This window comes from Corallococcus terminator (assembly GCF_003611635.1).
Classification (GTDB): Bacteria; Myxococcota; Myxococcia; order Myxococcales; family Myxococcaceae; genus Corallococcus; species Corallococcus terminator.
Window position 1 is genome coordinate 1 of sequence record NZ_RAVZ01000846.1, and the last position, 404, is coordinate 404.

Here is a 404-nt window from a genome sequence, read left to right on the forward strand (position 1 = left end):
ATCCAGTAGGGGAACAGGGAGGAGCCGTTGGGGCGCGTCGCCTGCAGGTAGAGGAGATTGTCCCCCATGCCCGTGTCGGTGCCCGACTCGGGGAGGACTCGAAGCGTGCACGCCCGGCGGTAGCAACGCTCCTGGCGCCAGTACCCCTTGCTCTCCTCGATGTCCTCCAGGAAGAGCTGCTCGCCTTCCGTGTACTCACGAAGGTGCGCCCCTTCCTTCGCAATCGTGCCGTCGTCCCAGAGGTTCTGGAGGACGATGATGGGAGGGGGGCGCAAGCCCGCGCGGGCCCGGTTGGGGTTGGCGAACTCGTAGTGGAGTTGGCGCATCTCCTCCACCGTGAGTTCCCGGGGCGCAAGCCTCGCGGGGCCAAGCCGGCCAGCGAGCCTGTCCCGGAAGCTCGCAAG

General features: G+C 67.6%; 1 protein-coding gene. It reads right to left on the reverse strand.

What is annotated here, in order from left to right; translation table 11 throughout:
* On the reverse strand, window positions 1–326 hold a 326-nt coding region (locus tag D7V88_RS42420), incomplete at its 3' end, for a hypothetical protein (protein ID WP_147449196.1).
* Between the last annotated feature and the right edge of the window lie 78 nt (window positions 327–404).